The organism is Dactylosporangium vinaceum, from assembly GCF_019904175.1.
Classification (GTDB): Bacteria; Actinomycetota; Actinomycetes; order Mycobacteriales; family Micromonosporaceae; genus Dactylosporangium; species Dactylosporangium vinaceum.
This window is the reverse complement of the sequence record NZ_CP061913.1, coordinates 8,099,720-8,116,526: the sequence shown is the minus strand read 5'-3', so window position 1 is coordinate 8,116,526 and position 16,807 is coordinate 8,099,720. Positions and strand designations below refer to the sequence as shown.

Here is a 16,807-nt window from a genome sequence, read left to right as displayed (position 1 = left end):
CTTGAATTCCCTTCGCATTTCAACGGCGGAGCGCTGCGAATTCGGTCGGATCAGTCTACCGGTGGGCGCAAATGCCACAATGACCTGCGTCGTTACGCTTGTAGATCGACCGGACGGCTGATCGATTCCGGCTCGACCGGCCTCGCGGCGGTGGCGGGTTTGCCGGATCGCCGATCGGGTGAACAGAGCAGCATGGACGACATCACCGCGCTCATCCTTGACGACCATGCCGCGTTCCGGCGGGGGTTCGCCCGGCTCGACGACGCCGAGGGTGAGGAGCAGCTCACCGCCGTCTGGGACGCGCTGGCGCTGCACCTCGAGATCCACGCCGAGGCCGAGGAGCGGATCCTCTACCCGCACCTGCTGCAGGAGCACACCGACGAGGCCGAAGAGGAGACCGACGACGCGATCCGGGATCACAACAAGATCCGCGACGCGATCGAGGAGGCCCGCAAGCACCCCGTCGGGTCCGACGAGTGGTGGAAGGCGGTCTGGGACGCGCGCAAGGAGAACAGCGAGCACCTGACCGAGGAGGAGGACGAGGTCCTGCCCGACTTCCGCAAGCACGCCGGCACGCAGCTGCGGGTCGACCTCGGGGCGCAGTGGCTGACGTTCTACGGCGAGCACCCCAGCGGCAAGGGACTCACGTTCACCGACAAGGACCCCAAGCGGTACATCGAAGAGCACTCTTGAGCCTGGGAGCTGGACCGAGACGGAGCGTTTCGACCAACCGGGCATGATGTCCCGGTGAAGCGAGCACGAATTCCGGATTGGTACGCGGGCGCTCTGCTGGTCGTGGCGGTCCTGTGCGCCACCGCCGCGATCAGCGTGGCGCTCGGGGCGCGGGTCCACCCGGTGCGGGCCAGCATCGATGCGCTGCTGGTGCCGGCCCCGGCCAACGTCGGCTACGCGGCGTTCCTGATCACGCTGGCGGCCGGGGTCAACAACCGCAAGCGTGTCGCGTTCTGGATGCTCGCCCTGATCTTCGGCATCCAGGGCCTCTACGACGTGATCGTGCTGGCGACGCCGGCCGATCGCGGCGAGGAGGCCCGGGAGCTGCGGCTGCCGTTCCACGGGACGACGGCCGCGGCGGTGAACCTCGGCGTGACTGTCGTCCTGCTGGGGCTGCTCGTGCTCGCCCGCCGCGAGTTCCGGGCCAAGGTCCAGCCGGCCAGCCTGCCCAAGGCCCTGGCCACCCTCGGGATCCTGCTCGTGAGCTTCACCGCGATCGGGTGGGGGATCGTCGAGCTGTTCCCGGGCTCGATGGGGCACGGGGTGCAGCGGCTGGAGTACAGCGGCCGGGTCGTGCTGGGTGGCGCCTTCGGCTTCGACGTCGACCGCCACGGGCGGGCTCCGGGCTGGGTCAACCTGGTGCTCGGGGTCTTCGGGGCCATCGCGCTGTTCGCGGCCCTGTTCGCCCTGCTGCGCTCGCAGCGGATGATCGCCTCGCTCGACCCGGACGAGGAGCGGGCCGTGCGGCGGCTGCTGGCGGAGCACGGGGAGCGCGACTCGCTCGGATACTTCGCCACCCGCCGCGACAAGGAGGTCATCCTCTCGCCGACCGGGCGGGCCGCGATCACCTACCGCGTGGTCTTCGGGGTGTCGCTGGCCAGCGGTGACCCGCTCGGCGACCCGGACGCCTGGCCGCCCGCGATCGAGGCGTGGCTGCAGGAGGCGCGCGAATACGCGTGGACGCCCGCCGTCATGGGCGCGAGCGAGGAGGGCGCGACCGCCTACGCCCGGGCCGGCCTGCGGGTCATCGAGCTCGGCGACGAGGCGATCCTGCACGTGCGCGACTTCGACCTCGAGGCGCCGCGGCTGCGCCAGGTCCGCCAGGCCGTGCACCGGGTCGAGCGGGCCGGATACACCGTGCGCATCCGCCGCCACGCCGAGATCGGCACCGAGGAGATGGCCCGGATCATCGAGCTGGCCGCGCAGTGGCGCGACACCGAGACCGAGCGCGGGTTCTCGATGGCCCTCGGGCGGCTCGGCGACCCCAACGACGGCCGGTGCGTGCTCGTCGAGGCCCACGACGCCGCCGGTCGCGAGGTGGCCGTGCTGTCGTTCACGCCGTGGGGCGCCGGGGGCCTGTCGCTGGACCTGATGCGCCGTGACCGCGCGTCGGACAACGGCCTGATCGAGTACATGGTGGCCACCCTCATGCGCGAGGCGCCCCGCATCGGTGTGCACCGGGTGTCGCTGAACTTCGCGGTGTTCCGGGCGGTGTTCGAGGAGGGCGCCCGCATCGGCGCCGGGCCGGTCCTGCGGCTGTGGCGGGCGCTGCTGCTGCTGGCGTCACGCTGGTTCCAGCTCGAGTCGCTGTACCGCTCCAACGTGAAGTACAGCCCCCAGTGGCTGCCCCGGTTCCTGTGCTTCGAGGACGTCCGGGACCTGGCCAAGGTCGGGCTCGCCTCCGGCGTCGCCGAGGGCTTCGTGGTGGTACCGCGGCTGCGTACCCTGCTGCGCAGGGGCGCCGCGGCATCCTTCGTGGAAGACCGCCGCGAGCTCGTCCTGACCGACGAGGAGCTGACCCCGGCGCCCGCCGCCGCCACCCGCAAGCGCCCCGAGCAGGTGCGCATCCGCATCGCCAAGCTCGACGCGCTGCGGGCGTCGGGCATCGACCCGTATCCGCCGGGCTTCGGCCGCACCCACAGCGTCACCCAGATCCGGGCGTTCTTCGCCGACCTGGCCCCCGACACCCGCACCGGCGAGCAGGTAGCGGTGGCCGGGCGGGTCGTCCGCCTGCGCGACCACGGTGCGCTGTGCTTCGCCACGCTGCGCGACTGGACCGGCGACCTGCAGGTGGTGCTCACCGGCCGGCGCGACTTCGCGGCCACCGTCGACCTCGGCGACCACGTGGGTGTCACCGGCGAGGTCGGCACCACGAGGCGCGGCGAGCTGTCGGTGTTCGCCGGGCGCTGGGAGCTCACCGCGAAGTGCCTCCAGCCCCTGCCGGACAAGCACAAGGGCATGGCCGACCCGGAGGCGATGGTCCGCCGCCGCCACGTCGACCTCATCGTCAACCAGCCGGCCCGGAACATGGTCCGCACCCGCTCGGCCGTCACGTTCGCGCTGCGCAAGGTGCTGCACGGCCACGCCTACGTCGAGGTCGAGACCCCGGTCCTGCAGCCCATCCACGGCGGCGCCAACGCCCGGCCGTTCGTGACCCACAGCAACGCCTATGACATGCGGCTCTACCTGCGAATTGCGCCTGAGTTGTACCTCAAGCGCCTGGCCGTGGGGGGCGTGGAGCGGGTCTTCGAGATCGGGCGCAACTTCCGCAACGAGGGCGTGGACGCGACCCACAACCCGGAGTTCACCATGCTGGAGGCCTACGAGGCGTACGGCGACTACACGACCATGCGCGGCCTGGTCCGCGAGCTGATCCTGGCCGCGGCCGGCGACGACACCGTGCTGCGCCGCCCGTTCGGCGGGGTCGACCGGGTGGTGGACCTGCACGGCGAGTGGCCCGTCGTGCCCGTCTACACCGCGGTGTCGCAGGCGGCCGGGGCTCCCGTCACGCCGGACTCGACGGTCGGCGAGCTGCGGGACCTGGCCGACAAGCTCTCCGTCGCGTGGCTCGACGGGTGGACCCACGGGCAGCTGGTGCTCGAGCTCTACGAGCACCTGGTCGAGGGCGCGACGGTACAGCCGACGTTCTATGTGGATTTTCCGGTCGACGTGTCGCCGCTGACCCGCCAGCACCGCGACGACCCGCGCCTGGCCGAGCGCTGGGATCTGGTCGCGTTCGGGATGGAGCTCGGGACCGCGTACACCGAGCTCGTCGACCCCGTCGAGCTGCGGGCCCGGCTCACCGCCCAGTCGCTGCGGGCGGCGGCCGGCGACCCGGAAGCGATGGAGCTCGACGAGGACTTCCTTGACGCTTTCGAGTTCGCCATGCCACCCAGCGGCGGCCTCGGCCTCGGCGTCGACCGGCTGGTCATGCTGCTCACCGGCCGCACGATCCGCGAGACCCTGCCGTTTCCGCTGGTCAAGCCCGGCCGCTAGACTGGAACGGGTGAAGATCCATGTTTAATGATATTCCGAAGGGGAAACGCCTGCCGGATGGCCGATGAGAGCCCTACGCTGGACCTCCTCGAACGGCTGGCCGCCGCGCCGGACCGGATGACTATCGACGCCCTCTGCCGCCAGATCGGGCTGCCGGAGCCCCTCGTCCGCGGCCGCCTGGCTCACCTGGTGGCCCGCGGCTGGGTCGACGCCGATGCCGAGGGCGTCTCCTACGCGATCGGGGTGGGCGCGCTCCGCCCGGGCAGCGCGTACCTTTCGGCCGACCGCACCGCCCGTCTGGCCGGCCCGATCCTCTCCCGCCTGCGCGACCAGCTCGACGAGTCGGTGCGCCTGGTCCGCCTGGACGGCGCCGCCATCGTCTGCCTGGCCTGCCGCGAGTCCGCCCACGACCCCGCCGGCCCGGTCGTCGGCCGCCGCTTCCCCGCCATCTCCGCCGCCAGCGGCCGCGCCATCCTGGCCCACCGCGCTCCGGCCGAGGTCGACGCCATCCTGGACGACGGCGTGCAGGCCCACACAATCGACTCCGTCGTCTCCCGCGCCGAGCTGTACGCCGCCCTGGCCGACTGCCGCACCCGCGGCGTCGCGTACGAGCGCGGCGAGCTCATCCCCGGCGTCGGCTGCCTCGCCGCCGCCGTGCGCGTCCCGGGCCTCCCGGTGACCGACGCGATCAGCTGCGGCGTCCCCCTGCCCCGCCTGACCCCGGACCACACCGACGACATCGCCACCGCCCTCCACCACGCCACCGCCACCCTGGCCGAACTGCTCACGTAATCAACCGCCCACCCCACGGCCGCCACGCCACAGGCCGTGGAGCCGGCCGCTCCGTCCCGCCCCACCGGCAGCGCGCTGCGGCCGGTCGCGGCCGCCGCCCGAACGGCCGACGCCACCGGTCCGCGCCGACGAGCAGGCCGAACGGCGCGGGGCGCTTGGGATGTGGCCGGCGGCCGCTGCTCGAAGCGGTCGCGGCGGCGGCCGCGCAGTGGCCTGGTCGGGCAGCTCAAGTGCCGGCTCGACGCGGTCATCACCGGCGCCGCCGGGCTGAGCGGCACGCCCCGGGGCGTGGGCGGCCGGCACGCCGGCCGGTCGCGGCGCTCCCGGCCGGGTGGATCGGCTGGACGCGCCGACTCGGTGGCAGCCGGGTGCAGGCGGAGGCGACGGGACTGTAGCGCGTGATGTGCGTTACTGAGGTCAACCTGAGAATCTTCCTCGTTTTGCTACCAACGGGTGGGATCGTGATCAGGTGGGCAAGCGACGGAGGACGGCGCTGCGGGTGTTCGGCCTGCTGCTGGTGCTCGCGGTCGCGGTGCTCACGCTGCGCACGAATCTTCCCGATCTGGGGCAGACCCTCGACGTGCTGCGGTCCGCGCACCCGTGGTGGCTGCTGCTCGCGGCCGCCGCTGAGATGACGTCGCTGCGGCACTTCGCGCTCCAGCAGCGCCGGCTGCTGGCCGGGTTCGGGGTGCGGATGTCGGTGCCGCGGGCCATAGCCGTCACGTTCACCCGCTCGGCGATCTCGTTCAGCCTGCCCGCGGGCTCGGCGGTCTCGGCCGGGTTCGCGTTCCGCCAGTTCCGCACCGCGGGGGCCACCCGCCGCTCGGCCGGTGCGGTAGCGGTCCTGTCCGGGGTGCTGTCGGGCGTGGCACTGCTGCTGATGTACGGCGCCGTCGTCCTCATTCCCCGCGGTGGCGCGACGGGCAACACCGACACCCTGGTCCTGGTCCTGGCGATGCTGGTGATCGCCGGCCTGGTCTTCCTGCTCGACTTCCTGCTCTCACCGCGCCGCCCGGCCCCGCCGCCGGTCCTGGCCGACGACGACCCGGAGCACCCGAGCGGCCGCATCGCCCGGGCCAGGGCCTCCGTCAGCCGGACCTGGGACGACCTGCGCCGCCTGCCCCGCCGCTCCTGGGTGCTCTCCCTCGTGCACGCCACCGTCAACTGGGGCCTGGACTTCGCCTGCCTGGCCGCGACCGCCGCCGCCTTCGGCATCGACGTCAGCCTGGTCCGGCTGGCCACGGTGTACCTGACCGTGCAGCTGGTCCGCCAGATCCCGCTGAGCCCGGGCGGCATCGGCGTGGTCGAGGTCGCCCTGCTGGCCGGCCTGGTCTCGGCCGGTGCGGCCCACGGCCCCGCGGCGGCCGCCATGCTCGTCTACCGGCTGCTCTCCTGCTGGATCATCATCCCGCTGGGCCTGCTGACGTATGCGACCCTCCGCCGCGGCCCGAAGGTCCCGGACGCCCCGCCGGTGCAGCCGCCGGCCCTGGCGACCCGCCGCTGAGCCCGGGTCGGAGAGCCGATCTCACACCTATCTTTCAAATCTCACACGGAGCCTGTTAGATTCGGCCCGTGGCGCTCGCGGATCGGCTCGACCTCACACTGCGGCTGGTGCGCGGCGGCGGGCGGGTGACGCTTGCCGAGCTGGCGCAGCGGCTCGGGGTTTCCGAGATGACCGTCCGGCGCGACCTCGATCAGTTGCAGGAGCAGGGGCTCGTGCGGCGGGTCCGGGGCGGAGCCGTCGCCCTCGACGTGCCCGTCGAGGCGGCCGGGTTCTCGGTGCGGGCCCGGTGGTCAGCGGCGGCCAAGAGCAGGCTGGCCCGGGCGGCCGCGGCGCTCATCGAGCCCGGGAGCACCGTGCTGCTCGACGCCGGCACCACCACCGCCGAGGTTGCCGCCCACCTGCCCGCGCGGGGGCCGCTGACGGTGGCGGTGCTGAGCCTGCAGGCGGCGGCGCAGCTGGCCGACCGGCCCGGGATTCGGCTGCTCGTCATCGGCGGGGAGTCGCGGGCGGGGGAGCGCAGCCTCGTCGGGCCGCTCGCGTTGAGTGCGCTCGACCAGCTGCGGTTCGACACGTTCGTGATGTCGATCGGGGCCGTGCACGCGGAGCTCGGGTGGTCCGAGTTCGACCTCGACGACGCCGCCGTGAAGCGGGCCGGGCTGCGGCGAGCCGGGCGGACGATCGTCGTCGCGGACGCCTCGAAGCTGGGCGTGCAGGCGTTCGCGCGGGTGGCGCCGCTCGGGGACGTCGACGTGTTCGTCACCGACGCGCCGCCCGGCGATGCGACAGTCCGGGCGCTCCGGGATGCCGGCGTGCATATCGAGCAGGTTGAAGGGGATTTCGCATGATGATTCTGGTGGCCGGGCCGTATCGCTCGGGGACCGGGGACGACCCGGCGAAGCTGCGGGCGAACGTCGACGCCATGAACGATGCGGCAGTGCGGCTCTTCCGGGCCGGGCACCTGCCCGTGACGGGGGAGGCGCTCGCGTTGCCGCTCATCGAACGGGCCGGCTCCGCGGGCGTCGGTGACCCGGTGTTCGACGAGATCTTCCACCCGATCTCGGCGCGGCTGCTGGCCCGTTGCGACGCTGTCCTGCGCATCGGCGGGCCGTCGGCGGGCGCGGACGCGATGGTGGCGCAGGCCCGGGCCGAGGGGAAGGTCGTCTTCGCCGCGCTGGCCGACGTCCCCGCGGCGTGACCCGCTCCGGCCGGTGAGACGGGCTGAGGCCCCGGCGAACGGGCGTCGCGGGGCCTCAGCGGGGAAGTACCAACGCCGCCTAGTGCATCATCACGGGTGGTGCGGCACCTTCGGTCTGGTCGGCGGCGAGGTGCGAGACCTCCTTCTTGCGGGGCAGGAAGGCGATCGGGATGAACGTGGCGAGCACCAGGACGAAGCCCACCCAGTAGGTGGAGGCGAACGAGTCGGCCAGGAAGTGCAGGCCCCGGTCGATGAGCTCCGGCCCGCCCGGCATCTGCGCGACCCGCGGGTCCTGATGCGACGCGACGGCCAGGTCGGTGATCGACAGCGGCTGCCCGGTGACCGGGTTGGTGGTGCCGGGGACGGTCGGGGCGTCGCCGGTCTTGCTGGTCAGCACGACCGACATGACGGCGCCGCCGACGGAGCCGCCGATCTGCTGGAGGATGTTCACCAGCGTCGAGCCGCGGGCGACCTCCTGATGGGTGAGCGTCTTGAGCGCCGAGGTCATCAGCGGCATCATCGTGCCGCCCATGCCCAGGCCCATGACGAACAGCGAGCCCTCCAGCATCAGGAACGACGTGTCCGGCTCGACCTGGGTGAACGAGAAGAACCCGACAGCGATGAGCGCCATGGCGAACGGCACGGTGCGCCCGACCGGGATCTTGTCGGCCAGCATGCCGGCGATCGGCATGGTCAGCATCGCGCCGAGGCCCTGCGGGGCCATGAGCAGGCCGGCGTCGAGCGTCGACTCGCCGCGCACCTGCAGGAAGTAGCTCGGGAACAGCAGGCCCGCGCCCATGAACGCGATGACGAAGACGAACAGCGAGACCGCCGCCACCGTGAGCCGGCGGTTCTTGAACAGGCGCAGGTCCAGCAGCGGGTGCTTCGGCTTGAACGAGTAGACGATGAACCCGATCACCAGCAGGGCGCCGACGAGCATCGGGATCCAGACCTTGTTCGCGCTTATCGTCTTCTCCTCGGGCAGCGAGGAGACGCCGAACAGGAACAGCGCCAGGCCGGGCGAGAGCATCAGCATGCCGATGAAGTCGAACGACTCCGACGGCTCGGTGTGGTCCTTCGGCAGCGCGAACTGCGCGTAGATCAGCGCGACGAGGCCGATCGGCAGGTTGATCAGGAAGATCCAGTGCCAGGTCGCCACGTCGATGAGCCAGCCGCCGAGGATCGGGCCGCAGATCGGCCCGAGCAGCATCGGGATGCCGAGGACGGCCATGAGCCGGCCGATGCGCTGCGGGCCCGCGGCCCGGGTCATGATGGTCATGCCGAGCGGCATCAGCATGCCGCCGCCGAGGCCCTGCAGCACCCGGTAGCCGATCAGCTGGTTGATGGAGTCGGCGGTGGCGCACAGGCCGGAGCCCACGGTGAACAGGAACAGGGCCAGCATGTAGAGCCGCTTGGTGCCGAACCGGTCCGCGGCCCAACCCGACAGCGGGATCACCGTCGCGAGGGCCAGCGTGTAGCCGGTCATCGTCCACGCGACGCGCGCGTAGGTCGCGTCGAATGTCTCCATGAACTTCGGGATCGCCACGCTGACGACCGTCACGTCGAGGATCGACATGACCGCGCCGAGCACGACCACGCCCGCGATCTTGAATACGGCGGCGTCGAGTTTTTCAGGCGCCGCGGCCGAGCCTCCTCCTGAGGCGACGGCAGCTTCCCCTTGAGCCACGTCCTTGCTCCCCCCACCGTGTGCCACTCACACGTACAAGTGTTTGGTTCCGGCGTCAGCGTACGCGGCCCCTGTTGCGAGGGGCGAGCGAGATCCCCTGCTTATGCCAGGGGCGCAACACGGGTGAGCGGTCCGAACCGGGAGCGGTTCAACGCAGTAAGGCCACGCTAAGCTCGACGGGTGACCGAGCCCACCCACGACGTGGATGCACACCCCGTCCGCCGCAACACGAAGCAGCGCGACGCGGTGATGTCGCTGCTGGGCTCCGTTGACGGCTTCTACAGCGCCCAGGAACTGCACGTGATGCTACGCGACCGCGGTGCCAACGTGGGCCTCACCACCGTGTACCGCACCCTGCAGCTCATGGCCGAGAGCAACGAGATCGACGTCATGCAGGTGCCGGGCAGCGACACCCGGTATCGCCGCTGCAGCGACCGTCACCACCACCACCTGGTGTGTCGCGGCTGTGGCCGGACGGTCGAGGTGCTGGGCCCGGCGGTCGAGCGCTGGGCCGACCGGGTGGGCGAGGAGCACGGCTTCACCGACGTGAGCCACACCCTGGAGATCTTCGGCACCTGCGCCGGCTGCAAGCGCTGAGGCCGGCCGCGCGAACCGCAGCGGCCGGCCCCGGCGGCGGTGCGCCCTACAGCAGTTCCCGCAGCGCCTCGATCAGCAGCCAGACGCCGAAGATCACGAACAGCACGGCCGCGCCGTATCTGATCGCCTTCTCCGGCAGGTGCCGCCCCAGCTGGCGGCCGACGACGATGGCCAGGGCGTCGGCCGCGACCATGCCGACGGTCGAGCCGATCCAGGTGCCGAGCCACCCGTGCTGCGTCGCCAGGGTGATGGTGGCCAGCATGGTCTTGTCGCCGAGCTCGGCCAGGAAGAACGACACGCCGACGGCGATGATCGCCGAGCGGGTGGTCCGCTCGGCCTTGCCCTTCTCCTCGTCGGTGAGCTTGTCGCCGCGCAGCGTCCAGGCCCCGAAGGCGAAGAACGCGAGCGCCGCCACGAGCGAGATCCAGGCGGTGGGGAGGGCGGCGCCGAGGCCGTACCCGACGGCGACGGAGACCAGGTGCACGACCGCTGTCGCGATGGTGATGCCGATGAGGACCGGCCCGGTCTTGAACCGGGTGGCGAACGTCAGCGCCATCAGCTGCGACTTGTCGCCGAGCTCGGCGACGAAGATGACGCCGAAACTGATGGCGAGGGCGGCGAGGAACGCGCTCAAAACAGAACCCTTCCCGGGACGGTCCGGGAGGAGGAGGGGTGGACGACCTCGACCCGGCCGTCCGACTCGTGAATACAGCCGACAGCGAGGCCGAAAGTCTCGTCCGCTTCCGATGATCCGGAAGCCGCGCGGCCGGGTGTCGCGAGCGACGCCAGTATGTCGACCGGGCAGTTGAGGACTACTCCCCTTCGTGCCCCTCCACCATAGCCGATCACCCCGTCGCGTCGACGGTGACCCGCATCTCCACCAGCAGCTCCGACAGCGCGATCGGGTCGCAGGCGCCCATAGGGATGCGGCGGGTGCGCTGCCAATGGTGCGACCGCGCGTCGTCGGCCCAGATCTCGGCGATCCGGTGCTGCTCCTGCGGGTCGGCCGGGCCGGTCGGGAGGCCGGGGTCGAGCTCCACCAGCAGCGTCAGGCCGTCCGGCAGGGCACGACGCAACCGCATATGGCGGCGGTACCGGAAATCGTCGGCATCGCCCGGCCAGCCGTTGTGCAGCAGCGACTGCAGCCGCTCCATCGGCACCGGCCCGAAGCCCGCCAGGCTCGTGGCCGCCCGCTCCGCCTCGCCCAGGATCACCACCGGCCGGTTGAGCTGCGGGAACGGCGGCAGGATCGCGTAGTCGAGGAAGAGCCGGCTCCAGGCCGGGAGGTCGGCCCCGAGCTCGGCCGGGTGGACGATCCCGAGCTCGGCGTCGCCGGCCACCGGCGCGGCCCGGTCGTCGAGGTCGGCCAGGCTGCCGTCCTCCGCGATCCGCAGCGCCCGGACCAGCCGCTTCCCGGCGTACTCGCCCCAGAGCAGCCGCCGGGCGAGGGGGCCGAGCAGCGGGTGGGGGAGCACGACCGACGAGAGGTCGGCGGCCGGGCGGAGGCGGCGGCGGAGCATGTCGCGCTCCAGCCGGGCCGCCTGCGCCGTGACGGTGGCCCGCACGTCCCGCGTGAGCTGCTGGAACGCCTTGTACGCGGCCGGGTTGGTGTCCTTTGCCCCGGGGCGCGGGAGCTTCGCCAGGCGGCGGCCGTCGGCGTCGGCGGGGTGCACGGCGGCGAGGTCGTCAAGCACCACCGTGAACCGGCGGGGCCCGTAGTCCACCGTCACGCCCGCGTCGAGGCCGTGGGTCGGTGCGAGTCGGTCGGCCAGCCGGGTCGGGGTCAGCCCGCGGGCCGCGGCGGCCTGGCCGAGGTAGTCCGCGACCCGGTCGTTCGTCGCGCCGCCGGACATGCGCTCCTCGATGGCCAGCAGGTGGCGCAGCGCCGTGTCGGTGCCGACCGTGGCGAGCACCGCGTGGCCGTCGATCGCCCGGGCGTATCGGCTCTGACCGGGCCAGGAGCGCACCAGCGGCGCCAGCTCGTCGATGGTGGCGTCGTCGCCGAGGTGGGCCTGGGCCAGCAGCGCCCACGCCGACTGCGGCGGCATGCCGTCGTCGATCCAGGCCCGGAGCACGGCCCGGCCGAACGCGGCCAGGCTCGCGCGGTCGCCGCCGGCGAGCAGCTCCCGCAGCTGCGGATCGGGCGGCGCGACGAGGGGCTGGGTGGCGGCCGAGGACTCGACACCACCGGCCGGCGGGGGCTCCGGCGGGTCGGCGAGCCGCGACCGGCTCAGCGCGTCGAGCAGCCGGGCGCTGTCGACAGGCGCCGGTGGGAGCGGCCACGGCGGGATCTTCGGCTTGCGGGGCCGGGTCTTGGTGGCGGCGGGCGGGAGCGCCTCGCCGTGGCGCTCCAGCCACCGGCGCGCCCAGAGCCGGGCCGAGCCGAGGTGGCGCGTCCAGCCGGCGATCAGGTCACGGGCCTCGGGGGTGCGGAACGGCCCGACCAGACAGCCCAGGCGGTCGGGGCTCGCGGCGGCCTCGCGCAGGACGTAGGGCAGCGCGTCGAGCTCGAACCGGGCGGCCGCGACCAGGCCCAGGTCGAGCTTCTGCGGGTGGTGGAAGAGCGGTGTGGCCAGCAGCGCCCGCGCCGACGCCTCGGGGCCCCGCGCGATCAGCCAGGACACCTGCGGGGCGGTCAGGTCGGAGAACCGGTCCGCGCCGGTGGCGGCGAGCACCCAGTCCGGCTGCTCCAGGCCGTGCTCCAGGGCCTGGGCCCGGGCCAGCCACGCCGCGCGCTCCCCGTCGGCCCACACCACCACCACGCGCCGACCCTAGGAGGGAGTCGTCGGCGAGTCCAGCCAGGAGTTGATCAAGGCGGTGAAGTCGCGGCCGGTCTGCCGGTTGACGAACGCCACGAACTCGGCGCGGGTGCGGGCGGTCCCGGTGTGGGCGGCGGCCCAGGCCCGGCCGAGGGCGAAGAAGCGCTCGTCGCCGATGGCCTTGTGGATCTGGCGGAGCATGAGGGCCGGGCCGACGTACACGTTGGTCTCGGCGAAGCTGTCCGCGCGCGGGTTGCCGGGCGGGCCCTGGGCGGCGCGGGCGGTGCCGTCGGCGCCGCGGGCCTGCCGCTCCCAGCCGTCCAGGGCGGCGGGGTCGGAGCGGTGGCGGTACAGCTGCTCGACGTAGCTGGCCCAGCCCTCGTTCATCCACACGTCCCGCCAGGTGGCCGGGCCGACGGCGTCGCCGAACCACTGGTGGGCCAGCTCGTGGACCAGGACGGCGGCGCCCGCGGACTCCACCGCGTCGCCGCCGATGGTCATCATCTGCTGGGTCTCCATCGCCGTCGCGGAGGGGACGAGCACCGCGCCCGTGCTGGCGAACGGGTACGGGCCGAAGCGGTCCTCCAGCCACTGGAGGTACACCGGCAGCTGCTTGAGGTCGTCGAGGCGCGGCGGGCCGTCGGACGACCGGGTCCAGAGGGTGATGGGCAGGCCCCGGGGTCCGCTCAGCGACGTCTTCGTGTACTGCCCCACGGCGAGGGTCGTCAGGTAGGACGCGACCGGGACGGTGGAGGCGTAGCGGAACGTGCCGCCGCCGCTCGGGCCGGGCGTGCCGCCGGCGATCGCCGACCAGCCGTCCGGGACGGTGACCGCGATGTCGTAGAGGGCCTTGTCGGAGGGCTGGTCGTTCGCCGGGTACCAGGTGCTCGCCCCGTAGGGCTCCTGCATCGTCCACAGCGAGCCGTCGGCGGTCACGGTGAGGCCGAGCGGCTCCGCGTCACTGCGGTGCGAGGGCATGGCGACGGTCGTGGGGGTGCCGGTGTATCCGACCGACAGCGTCACCGTCGACCCGCTCGGCACCGCCCGGTCGACGACCAGATCGCCGTCCGCGACCCGCCCCGGCACGGAGGCTCCGTCGACGCTGATGGCGCTGAGGGTGTACGCGTCCGAGAAGTCGAGCCGGAGCTGCTGGACGGTGCGCACGGCGCGGATGCGGATGGTGGCCGTGCCGGTGAGCGTGCGCGTCGGCGGCGCCCAGGCCAGGGCCAGGTCGTAGTGCAGGACGTCGAGGGCCGGGTTGCCGTACGCCGGGTAGATCGGGTCGGCGACCGGGGCCGACGTGCCGTCGCGGTTCGTGCGGTCCTCCACCGTCGCGCTCGCCCCGGTGACCGGCTCCCCCTGCGAGCCGACCGGATCGTTCGTGCACCCGGCGAGCAGGGCGGTGGCGATGACCGTGGTTGCCAGCGCGCGTCGCACCCGATCCAGACTAGCGACAGCCGAGCGCGTCACGGAGCGTGGCGAGATTGGTGCGCATCACGCTGAAGTACGTCGCCCCGTCCTCGACGCCCTCGATCGGGTCGAGCACCGCCGCCCGCGCGCCGATCTCCCGGGCCACGGTCTGCGACAGTTTCGGGCTGACGAGCGCCTCGAAGAAGATCGTGGTGACCCCGCGCTCCCGGGCGACCCGGGCCACGTCGCGCACCTGCTGCGGTCCGGGCTCCTCGTCGGGGTTCAGGCCGGTCACCGGGATCTGGTTGAGCCCGTAACGGGCCGTGAGGTAGCCGAACGCCTCGTGACTCGTCACCACGTCGTGGCGCTGACAATCGCTCAACCCCTGGGTGTACTCCCGGTCGAGCGCCCGCAGCCGCCCGTCCAGATCCGCCACCCGCGTCGCGAACTCCCCGGCGTGCGCCGGGTCGACGGCGGCCAGGCGCTGCGCCACGCTGTCGGCGATCGCGGCGAGCCGCAGCGGGTCGAGCCACACGTGCGGGTCGGCGCCGTGCAGGGTGGCGACCTTCGACACGTCGAACGTCCTGGCCCTGTCCTGCAGGTCGGCGCCCTCGTCGACGGCGGGCTGAAACCCCCGCAGGTACAGCACCAGGTCGGCGTCCTCGAGCGCGGCGAGCTGGCTGGGCTGCAGCTCCAGGTCGTGCGGCTCGGCCCCGGCCCGGGTGAGGTTCTCGACCCCGACCCGGTCGCCGCCGATCTCCTCGGCGACGAACTGCAGCGGGTAGAACCCGGCGACGACGTGCACCCGCCCGTCCTGCGGCGTCGCCCGGACCGCGCAGCCGGCGAGGGCGAGGAGGGCTGCTCCCAGGATCAGGGCCGCCGTCTTCCGCATGCCGCAAGTCTCTCCGGTGATGACAATCATTGTCAAAAACGCATGGGTGTCGAGAACTGCCCGCGAGCCGCGACCGGTTGTCGAGAATGACCTCGACGAGGAAGGACGCCACCATGCCGCAGCTGCGCGTGCACAACTTCTGCCTGTCCCTCGACGGCTTCGGGGCCGGCCCGGACCAGAGCCGGGAGGACCCGCTGGGCGCCGGCGCCGAACGCCTGCACGAGTGGGTGTTCAAGACCCGCACCGGCCTGGAGATGCTGGGCCGGCCGGGCGGCACGACCGGCCTGGACGACGAGTTCGTGGCCCGCGGCTTCGAGGGCATCGGCGCCACCGTCATGGGCCGCAACATGTTCGGCCCGGTCCGCGGCCCGTGGTCCACGGACCCGCAGTGGTCGGGCTGGTGGGGTCCGAACCCCCCGTACCACCACCCGGTCTTCGTGCTCTGCCACGAGCCGCGCCCGCCACTGCCGATGGAGGGCGGCACCGTCTTCCACTTCGTCACCGACGGCATCGAGGCCGCCCTGGAGCGCGCCCTCGCCGCCGCCGACGGCCGGGACGTGCGGCTGGGCGGCGGCGTGTCGACGATCCGCCAGTACCTGCGCGCGGGCCTCGTGGACTGGCTCCACCTGCCGATCGTCCCCGTCCTGCTGGGCCGGGGCGAACGCCTGCTTGACGACGGCCTGACCGGCTACCGCACCACCTCGTTCGCCGCCTCCGACGAGGTCATGCACGTGGTCATGGAGCGCACGGCCGCGTGACCCACACCGCGGGGACGACCGGCGGCGCGCCCGACCGTCTACGGCTCAGGCGGTGAAGGCGGTCGTGTAGCCGTCGATCTCGGCCGAGAGCCTGGCCTTCGCGGGCTCGTCCAGGAAGGAGTAGCGCACACCCTGCTTGGCCAGGTTCGCCACGCCGGCCTCGTCGAGGTCCAGCAGCGACGCGGCCACCAGGTACTCCTGGTTGAGGGTCGTCGAGAACATCGGCGGGTCGTCGGAGTTGATGGTGACCGGGACACCCGCCGCCACCAGGGCCGCCAGTGGGTGCTCGTGCAGCGACGGCACCGAGCGGGTGCAGACGTTGGAGGTCGGGCAGACCTCCAGAGCGATGTCGTTGTCGCGCAGGTGGGCCATCAGCGAAGGGTCGGTGGCCGCGGCGATGCCGTGGCCGATGCGCTCCGCGTGCAGGAAGCGCAGCGCGTCCCAGACGGTCTGCGGGCCCGTCGACTCGCCGGCGTGGGGCACGCTGCGCAGGCCGGCCGCGCGGGCCTGGGCGAAGTGGGGGGCGAACCACTCGCGGGGGACGCCCCGCTCGGGGCCGCCCAGGCCGAAGCTGACCAGGCCGTCCGGGCGGTGCTTCAGGGCCGTTTCGAGGGTGATGTCCGCCGAGGCGACGCCGGCCTCGCCGGGGATGTCGAAGCACCACCGCAGCTGCGTGCCGTGGTCGCGGGCCACGCGGGCGCGGGCGTCCTCGACGGCCTCGCAGAAGGCCTCGGCGGGGATGCCCCGGACGATCGAGGAGTAGGGCGTGAGCGTCAGCTCGGCATAGCGGACGTTCTGCGCGGCCAGGCCGGCCCCGATGTCGTACGTCAGCGTGGCGACGTCCTCGGCGTCGCGGATCAGGTCCACGACGGAGAGGTACACCTCGATGAAGTGGGCGAAGTCGGTGAACGTGAAGTATTCGGCCAGCAGCAGCGGGTCGGCGGGCACCGGGGTCGTGCCGGCGTGGCGCTCGGCCAGGCGGGCGACGGTGGCCGGGGCGGCCGAGCCGACGTGGTGGACGTGGAGCTCGACCTTCGGCAGGCCGGCGACGAAAGCGGTCAGGTCGCGCATGAAAAACGACCGTAACAAGGTCCGGCGGGCCGCGCTGCGGCGGGTTAGGTAGCCGTTCGTCACGGATCAGTAACGCCGGATGCATCGGAAAACAATCTTGTTCGATACGCTGGGTCGCGAAACAAGGGGGCGAC

The 16,807-nt window shown here is 72.7% G+C and carries 14 protein-coding genes; 8 read left to right on the top strand and 6 right to left on the bottom strand.

Features of this window, described 5'->3' with window-relative positions:
- Positions 1–192 precede the first annotated feature (192 nt).
- The 6 genes from Dvina_RS36435 to Dvina_RS36410 all read left to right on the top strand — a co-directional run bounded on the left by Dvina_RS36435 (position 193) and on the right by Dvina_RS36410 (position 7,499).
- Entirely contained in the window at positions 193–693 is a 501-nt protein-coding gene (locus Dvina_RS36435; protein WP_223093915.1) for a hemerythrin domain-containing protein, read from the top strand.
- Between the two features lie 54 nt (positions 694–747).
- Positions 748–4,008 (top strand): bifunctional lysylphosphatidylglycerol synthetase/lysine--tRNA ligase LysX, encoded by a 3,261-nt coding sequence (gene lysX / locus Dvina_RS36430; protein ID WP_246655556.1) that lies wholly within the window; start codon positions 748–750, stop codon positions 4,006–4,008.
- A 57-nt stretch (positions 4,009–4,065) separates the two neighbouring features.
- Entirely contained in the window at positions 4,066–4,800 is a 735-nt protein-coding gene (locus Dvina_RS36425; protein WP_223093913.1) for an IclR family transcriptional regulator, read from the top strand.
- A 469-nt stretch (positions 4,801–5,269) separates the two neighbouring features.
- Positions 5,270–6,304 carry a lysylphosphatidylglycerol synthase transmembrane domain-containing protein gene (locus Dvina_RS36420; protein WP_223093911.1) on the top strand — a complete coding sequence of 345 codons (1,035 nt, stop codon included), beginning with the start codon at positions 5,270–5,272 and terminating at the stop codon, positions 6,302–6,304.
- Between the two features lie 68 nt (positions 6,305–6,372).
- Positions 6,373–7,149, top strand: coding sequence for a DeoR/GlpR family DNA-binding transcription regulator (locus tag Dvina_RS36415; RefSeq protein ID WP_223093909.1), 777 nt, complete (start codon positions 6,373–6,375; stop codon positions 7,147–7,149).
- Entirely contained in the window at positions 7,146–7,499 is a 354-nt protein-coding gene (locus Dvina_RS36410; protein WP_223093907.1) for a DUF4406 domain-containing protein, read from the top strand. The genes Dvina_RS36415 and Dvina_RS36410 overlap by 4 nt, the downstream gene beginning before the upstream one ends.
- A 79-nt stretch (positions 7,500–7,578) precedes the next feature.
- On the opposite strand, the gene Dvina_RS36405 is transcribed toward Dvina_RS36410, so the two are convergent.
- Positions 7,579–9,186 carry a DHA2 family efflux MFS transporter permease subunit gene (locus Dvina_RS36405; protein ID WP_223093904.1) on the bottom strand — a complete coding sequence of 536 codons (1,608 nt, stop codon included), beginning with the start codon at positions 9,184–9,186 and terminating at the stop codon, positions 7,579–7,581.
- Between the two features lie 249 nt (positions 9,187–9,435).
- On the opposite strand from Dvina_RS36405, the gene Dvina_RS36400 reads away from it, so the two are divergent.
- Positions 9,436–9,783 (top strand): Fur family transcriptional regulator, encoded by a 348-nt coding sequence (locus tag Dvina_RS36400; protein ID WP_281428417.1) that lies wholly within the window; start codon positions 9,436–9,438, stop codon positions 9,781–9,783.
- 46 nt (positions 9,784–9,829) lie between these two features.
- Here the strand turns inward: Dvina_RS36400 and Dvina_RS36395 are convergent, their stop codons facing one another.
- From Dvina_RS36395 to Dvina_RS36380, 4 genes are all read right to left on the bottom strand, one after another.
- Positions 9,830–10,417, bottom strand: a complete 588-nt coding sequence (locus tag Dvina_RS36395; protein ID WP_223093902.1) for a TMEM165/GDT1 family protein — start codon at positions 10,415–10,417, stop codon at positions 9,830–9,832.
- 211 nt (positions 10,418–10,628) lie between these two features.
- A complete protein-coding gene (locus Dvina_RS36390; protein ID WP_223093900.1) occupies positions 10,629–12,545 on the bottom strand; it encodes a DUF4132 domain-containing protein in 1,917 nt (638 codons plus the stop codon).
- Between the two features lie 9 nt (positions 12,546–12,554).
- Entirely contained in the window at positions 12,555–13,979 is a 1,425-nt protein-coding gene (locus Dvina_RS36385) for a M1 family metallopeptidase (RefSeq protein WP_223093898.1), read from the bottom strand.
- 10 nt (positions 13,980–13,989) lie between these two features.
- Positions 13,990–14,844, bottom strand: a complete 855-nt coding sequence (locus Dvina_RS36380) for a metal ABC transporter substrate-binding protein (protein WP_223093896.1) — start codon at positions 14,842–14,844, stop codon at positions 13,990–13,992.
- A 113-nt stretch (positions 14,845–14,957) separates the two neighbouring features.
- Between Dvina_RS36380 and Dvina_RS36375 the strand changes: the two genes are divergently transcribed.
- Positions 14,958–15,602, top strand: a complete 645-nt coding sequence (locus tag Dvina_RS36375; protein ID WP_223093894.1) for a dihydrofolate reductase family protein — start codon at positions 14,958–14,960, stop codon at positions 15,600–15,602.
- Positions 15,603–15,647: 45 nt separating this feature from the next.
- On the opposite strand, the gene Dvina_RS36370 is transcribed toward Dvina_RS36375, so the two are convergent.
- Complete coding sequence (locus Dvina_RS36370; protein ID WP_223093892.1) at positions 15,648–16,673, bottom strand: adenosine deaminase; 1,026 nt, start codon at positions 16,671–16,673, stop codon at positions 15,648–15,650.
- Positions 16,674–16,807 lie beyond the last annotated feature (134 nt).